Raw genomic sequence first — 6164 nt, 5'->3', positions numbered from 1 at the left:
CCCATGGGCCAAGCTCGAAACCGCCCTCACCCCGCCGATCGCTCCCTTGATTCCGGTAAGCTCCAGGATCAGACTTGGCTCGCCGGGACGCAAGGGCCGATCAGTCCGCCGCGAGCGGACGATAGGTATGCGGGAGACCGAAGGCGGCCGGGCCGAACACGGCCAGAGCCTCGGGCGTGCGCATGATCGGCGGCACGCGCACGGCCAGGATGTTGACCCGCTGCCCATAGCGCAGGCGCTCGGTCGGAATGGCCTCCGCCGTGTCGAGATCAAGGATCGAGATCAGGTCGGGCACGACGGCGAGCACCCGCCCCCCCTGCTCGGCCACGAGATTCTCGTTCTGGATCTCGACCAGAATGGGCTCGGCGTCGAGCTCAAAAGGTTCGATGCGCACGGTTCCGACCGACCAGCCGTTGACCTCGCGCCGCGACAGGTCGGCAACCTTGCCGGCGCCGATCAGGCGGGCATAGCCGTAATGGGTTTGCGCGAAGAAGGCGACCAGCGCCTCGATCGGATCGCGCTTGGCCGCCTTCGCCTCGCGCAGCGTCCGGCCGATGCCGATTGCCAGCGACATGGTGCCGGGCACGGAAACGCGGCGCGCGGTGGCGCCGTCCATCCCGTAATTGGCGACATAGGACTGGCCGCCCATGCGGATCGTCAGGCCGCGCGCGATCCATTCGGCCTCGGCCGCGCCGCGCGTCTCGATGACGGAGACATTGCCCTTCTCGTCGGCGACAGCGGTCGGGCAGGCCGGCACGCCGTAGACGTTGAAGGTTTCCATTTCGAGCTGGGGAAAGGCGCGGCCCATGCCGTCGGCGTCGATCACGGGAAGGCCGCGCCGCGCGGCGATCGCGATCGGCACCATGGAGTTGACGCCGCCCGCCTCGAACGGGATCACCGCCTCGACCCGTTTCCCGGTCCGGTTTTCCCAGGCCGCGAAGGCCGCCTCCATCTCGTCGCCGCCCGGCAGCTTCTCGATCAGGATCGTGGGCGCGCCCATGGCGCCGCAGGCGACGACCTGCGTGGCGTCCGGCACGTCGTCCAGGGCCAGAAGCGGCACCGGCCCATGCTCGGCCAGCGCGGCGCGGGCGACGAGCTTGCCGATATAGGGGTCCCCGCCCCCGCCCGTGCCGAGAATGGCCGCGCCGACGGCGAGGTCGTCCAGATCGTCGATGGTGATCGTGCGCATCAGAGGGCCATCGTCTCGATAGGAATGAAGGGGTGGTCGAGGCCGAAACAGGAGGGTCCGAACACGGCCAGCGCCTCGGGCGTGCGCATGATCTCGGGAACCGCCACGGCCATGACCGACACGCGCTGTCCGTAGCGCAGGTTCTCCGTGGTGATCGGCTCGGCGGTCTCGGAATCCATGATGCAGATCAGGTCGGGCACGATGGCCTTCACCACGCCGTCGACACGCGCGATGAGGTTCTCGTTCTGGATCTCGATCTCCATCGTGCCAGAGAAGCGCCCCAGCCCCTCGATGCGGGCGGAGCCGAGCGAGAAGCCGTTGCGCGTTTCCCGCCTCATGTCGGCGATCTTGCCGGTGAAGATGATGCGGCCGTGATGGTAGAGCGTCTGGGGCAGGAGCTCGAGCAGGGCGTCGAACGGGTTGAGATGGCGCGACTTGGCCTCGCGCAGGGTCCGGCCGATGCGCATGGCGAGCGTCAGCGTGTTGGGAATGGCGGTGCGCTTCACGTCCGCGCCGGACATGGCGTATTCCGCGATATAGGCGCAGCCGCCCATACGGATGGCGACCCCGCGCGACAGCCATTCCATCTCGCGGTTGTCGCGCGCCATGATCAGCGCTTGATCGCCGTCCTCGTCGGAGACGACCATCGGGCTGCCCGACACGCCGTAGACGCCGAAGGTTTCCATTTCGAGTTGCGGGAAGGCGCGCCCCATCCCGTCGGCATCCACGATCGGCAGGCCGAGGCGCGCGCCGACCACGAGCGGAATGGTGGAGTTGATGCCGCCGATCTCGATCGGCATCGTGGCCTGAGCCTTTCGGCCGAGATGCCGCTCCAGCGAGCGCAGCGAATTCACGGCCTCGTCGCCGCTCGGGATCTTCTCCACCAGGACGGTCGGCGCGCCCATCATGGCGGTCGGGATCACCAGCGCATCGTCGTCCAATTCGGAGGGGTCGATCACCTCGACCTCCAGCCCCTCGTCGAGACATTGCTGCACCATCAACCGGCCGACATAGGGATCGCCCCCGCCCCCCGTTCCCAGAAAGGCCGCGCCCAGCGCCAGGTCCTTCAGGTCTTCCGAATTGAGCTTCATCGTCAGGCTCCGATCACGAGGTCGCCGACGGCCTTCACGCGGATGCGCGTCGCCGAGCCCGGCAGGTAGGCGAGCGGCACCTCCTCGATATCGACGATCTTCACCGAACCCGCCGCCGCGCCGGCCCGAACGGCGTGTTCGGTGGCCTCCTTCTTCGCGCCGTCGAGAACGATGTCGCGCGAGGTGCCCTCCAGCGAATAGATGCGGTCCACCTCGCCGCCGACCTGCGCGATGGCGGCGCCGATCGCGTTGGCGACCGAGGCGTTTTCGGGCCGGATCACGCGCGAGGCGGAGGGAAGATCGCGCGACACGAGGATCGAGCCGCCGCCCACCAGCACCACCGGAAGCGGCTGGGCCGACGTCTTCATCCGATCCACCGCCTCGTCCACCATCCGGTGCATCGTGGCGAGCGCGGCTTCCACGGTTGCGGCCGGAACATGCGCCACGCGCGAGCGGTCCCCGATGTCTTCGAGCCCGGCGGCGACGACGATGTCGGTCGTGGTCAGCGTGTCGCCGCCGAACACGAGGGCCTTGGAGGTGATCTCGTAGCCGACCGAGTCCGGCCCGATGCGCCGCCCGTCCTCGCGCACCCGCGAGCCGCCGCCGAGCCCGACGGCGAGCACATCCGGCATGCGGAAATTCGTGCGCACCCCGCCGATATCCACCGCCACGGCCGACTCGCGCGGGAAGCCCTGCATCAGCATGCCGACATCGGAGGTCGTGCCGCCGATATCGACCACCATCGCCTCCTTCTCGCCCGCCAGCATGGCCGCGCCGCGCATCGAGTTGGTGGGACCGGAGGCGAAGGTGAGAACGGGATAGCGCTCGACATGCTCGGGCGTCATCAGCGTCCCATCGTTCTGGCTGATGAAGAAGGGGGCGGAGATGTTCATGTCGCGCAGCGCCTGGCGGAACGAAGCGACGACGTGCCGGGACAGGTCGGCGAGGCAGGCGTTCATGATCGCCGCGTTCTCGCGCTCCAGAAAGCCGACCCGGCCGATCTCGTGGCTGAGCGAAAGGGCGATATCGGGCACCTCGTTGCGCAGGATCTCGGCGGCGCGCTGCTCCATGATCGGCGTCACGGGCGAGAAGACCGACGTAATGGAAGCCGAGCGAAGGCCCTTCTGGCGGATTTCCCGCGCGATGCGCAGGATCTCAGCTTCGTCCAGCGGCGCGATCTCGCGCCCGTCGAACTCGTGTCCGCCCCGAACCATGTAGCCGTGGCGGCCGAGCGTCGTGGCGAGGTCGTCGGGCCAGTCGGTCATGGGCGGAAGGGCGCGCGTCGCCGGCAGGCCCAGCCGGATCGCGGCCACCTCCAGCAGGCGCCGCCGCTCAACCACGGCATTGGTGAAATGCGTGGTGCCGATCATGACGGCCTGGATCGCGCCCGCCTCGACGCCGCTGCGCTGGAGAACCTCGCGCAGGACGGCCACGACGCCGGACGAGACGTCGGCGGTGGTGGGCGACTTGCAGGCGGCGACGACGCGCAGGCCGTCCATGAGAGCGGCATCCGTGTTGGTGCCGCCCACGTCGATTCCGATCCGCATGGGGTGTTTCCTCGAAGGTCTGGGACTGAAGTTTGAAAGGGGCCGGCGGTCAGACGGCGAGCGCCTCGCAGCGCCCGGGGTCCCATCCCGCCAGGACGGAGGCGCCGGGCGCGAAGCGTGGCTGATGAATCTGGTTCTGCCGCTCCGCCACGATCTCGGCCCCGCCGACAGCGAGCCGGTAGCGCACGATCGGACCCTGGTAGGTTTCCGACAGGATTTTGGCGGGAAACGGCACGACGCCGGGGGGCAGCGCCTGGCCGTCGATCAGGACGTTTTCGGGGCGCACCACGAGCTTGGCGCCCCGCTGAACCTCGACCCCCTCGCCCGCCCGCGCCTCGAATTCGGTTCCGCCGAAGCGCACGCGGCAGCGCCGTTCGGAGACGGTCGCGATCTCGACGTCGATCAGGTTGGAATGGCCGATGAAGCTGGTGACGAAAAGCGTTTCGGGCCGCTCGTAGATGTCCTCCGGCGTGCCGACCTGCACGAGCCGAGAGCGCTGCATCACGCCGATCCGGTCGCTCATGGTCAGGGCCTCGTCCTGATCATGGGTGACGTAGACGGTGGTGATGCCGAGCGAGCGCTGGAGATCCTTGATCCAGAACTTCATCTCCTCGCGCATGTTCTTGTCGAGCGCCGACAGCGGCTCGTCGAGCAGCAGAATGCGAGGCTGCGTGACGAGAACGCGCGCCAGCGCCACGCGCTGCTGCTCGCCGCCGGACAGCTGCCGGGCGTAGCGCTCCCCGTATCCCGTCAGGCCCACCTGCGCGAGCACGGCCTCGACCTTGCGCCCGATCTCGGCTTTGGCGACCTTGCGCATGCGCAGGCCGAAGGCGACGTTGGCCGCAACATCCATATGCGGAAAGATCGCGTAGTTCTGGAACACGATGCCGATGTTGCGCTGCTCGGGCGGCCGCTGGGTGACATCGTCCTCCCCCAGCCAGATGCGCCCGTCGCTCGGGTCCACGAAGCCCGCGATCATGCGCAGCGTCGTGGACTTGCCGCAGCCGGACGGGCCGAGAAGCGAGAAGAACTCACCGTCGCGAATGTGCAGTTCGACGTTGTCGACGGCGCGCGAGGCGCCGTAGCTCTTGGTCAGCTTGATGAGCCGGATGTCGGTCACGGGCGCGGGTCCTGCGGCGGGGTGCGAGGCGAAGGGGCCGGCCTTCGAGCCAGCCCGGCAAGGCGTCAGGAGGCGAAGATCTCGTTGACGGTCTCGACGATGTCGTCCTCGTTTTCGAGATAGCTCTTCCAGTCCGGCATGAAGAGGCCGTCGAGGGCGTTGGCGGTGTTTTCGACGCCCTGGCTTTTCAGGCCTTCGGGCAGCTTGGCGTCGCGGTGGCTCGGCCGGTAGAAGAACACTTCGCCGATCGCGGTCTGATAGGCCGGGTCGAGCGTGCGATCGACCAGCGCGAGCGCCAGCTTCTTCTGCGTCGGCTCGAGATAGCGGCTGACGGTCTTGGTCTGCGTCAGGATCGATTTGGGATTGTCCCAGATCCAGGCGTCCACCGGCACGCCCTTGGCCTTCTGCAGATAGACCTCGCCGTCGTTCTGGACGGCGATCTCGACCTCGCCGCGTTCCACCAGCGCCTGCATGTTGCCGGTGAAGTCCGAGATCTTCAGCGGCACCGCCGCCCGCATGGCCTCGTATCCGGCGTCGAGATCGTACTGGTCCTTGCCGAAATTCATGGCGGCGGCGAGGAAGAAGTCCATCTGCAGCGTGTTGGTGGTGACATAGGTGCCGCGCTTGCCGGCATAGCGCGCGTCCCAGAAATCCTTGAAGCTGGTGGGCGGGGCGATCCCGGTGTCGGTGCGGTAGACCCAGCAATAGCGCGAGAAGGCCCAGGTCACGCCGAGCCCGTTGGCGGTCGCGAAGGGCCAGACGCCCTTGGCGTTGGGCATGTTGGCCAGCAGTTCCTCCTGCGGCAGGAAATAGTCCCCCGCCCCGGCCGTCTTGAACATTTCCGGCAGGTTCCAGTTCGTCACGGCGTAGGCCGGGCTCTTCGGCCCGCCGGCCACGAATTTGGGGAACCAAGGGAAGGAGCTGTCGTACTGGACGCGGCAGTTGAAGTCCTTCTCGAACCGGTCGAGCAGCAGCTTGCGCTGCGTTTCCTGCCAGAACCCGCCCCATTCCGCGATCGTGATCGTGGCGCCGCCGGCGTCGAACGGGGTGCCGTCATAGGCCACGTCCTGCGAGAAGGCTTGGTTGATGGCGAAGAGATTGACCCCGGAGGCCGCCAGTCCGAAGGCGGCGCCGGCCTTGAGGATCTGCCGCCGGTTGGGCTGCAGGGAGGTCTTGTCATGGGTGTCGGTCATGGCGTTCTTCTCCGGGGTGGAAAC

General features: G+C 67.8%; 5 protein-coding genes. All 5 read right to left on the bottom strand.

The window, feature by feature from the left end; translation table 11 throughout:
* Nucleotides 1-100 precede the first annotated feature (100 nt).
* On the bottom strand, nucleotides 101-1189 hold the full coding sequence (locus tag AUL32_RS17595; protein ID WP_062117764.1) for a DUF917 domain-containing protein: 1089 nt from the start codon (nucleotides 1187-1189) through the stop codon (nucleotides 101-103).
* Nucleotides 1189-2280 (bottom strand): DUF917 domain-containing protein, encoded by a 1092-nt coding sequence (locus AUL32_RS17590; protein ID WP_082659787.1) that lies wholly within the window; start codon nucleotides 2278-2280, stop codon nucleotides 1189-1191. Before AUL32_RS17590 ends, AUL32_RS17595 begins: the two co-directional genes overlap by 1 nt.
* Before the next feature lie 2 nt (nucleotides 2281-2282).
* The gene (locus tag AUL32_RS17585) at nucleotides 2283-3827 is read right to left on the bottom strand and encodes a hydantoinase/oxoprolinase N-terminal domain-containing protein (RefSeq protein ID WP_062117761.1); all 1545 of its coding nucleotides are present in this window, start codon (nucleotides 3825-3827) and stop codon (nucleotides 2283-2285) included.
* A gap of 49 nt (nucleotides 3828-3876) precedes the next feature.
* Nucleotides 3877-4947 carry an ABC transporter ATP-binding protein gene (locus tag AUL32_RS17580; RefSeq protein WP_062117759.1) on the bottom strand — a complete coding sequence of 357 codons (1071 nt, stop codon included), beginning with the start codon at nucleotides 4945-4947 and terminating at the stop codon, nucleotides 3877-3879.
* A 65-nt stretch (nucleotides 4948-5012) separates the two neighbouring features.
* Nucleotides 5013-6140, bottom strand: a complete 1128-nt coding sequence (locus tag AUL32_RS17575) for an ABC transporter substrate-binding protein (protein WP_062117756.1) — start codon at nucleotides 6138-6140, stop codon at nucleotides 5013-5015.
* Nucleotides 6141-6164 lie beyond the last annotated feature (24 nt).

Source organism: Aureimonas sp. AU40, assembly GCF_001463785.1.
Classification (GTDB): domain Bacteria; phylum Pseudomonadota; class Alphaproteobacteria; order Rhizobiales; family Rhizobiaceae; genus Aureimonas.
The sequence above is the reverse complement of the archived record's forward strand: the minus strand, read 5'-3'. Positions and strand labels throughout refer to the sequence as shown.

Bases quoted from the DNA above. Each gene is read 5' to 3' on its own strand.
- AUL32_RS17575 (WP_062117756.1), bottom strand. From the start codon at position 6,140: ATGACCGACACCCATGACAAGACCTCCCTGCAGCCCAACCGGCGGCAG.
- AUL32_RS17595 (WP_062117764.1), bottom strand. From the start codon at position 1,189: ATGCGCACGATCACCATCGACGATCTGGACGACCTCGCCGTCGGCGCG.
- AUL32_RS17585 (WP_062117761.1), bottom strand. From the start codon at position 3,827: ATGCGGATCGGAATCGACGTGGGCGGCACCAACACGGATGCCGCTCTC.
- AUL32_RS17590 (WP_082659787.1), bottom strand. From the start codon at position 2,280: ATGAAGCTCAATTCGGAAGACCTGAAGGACCTGGCGCTGGGCGCGGCC.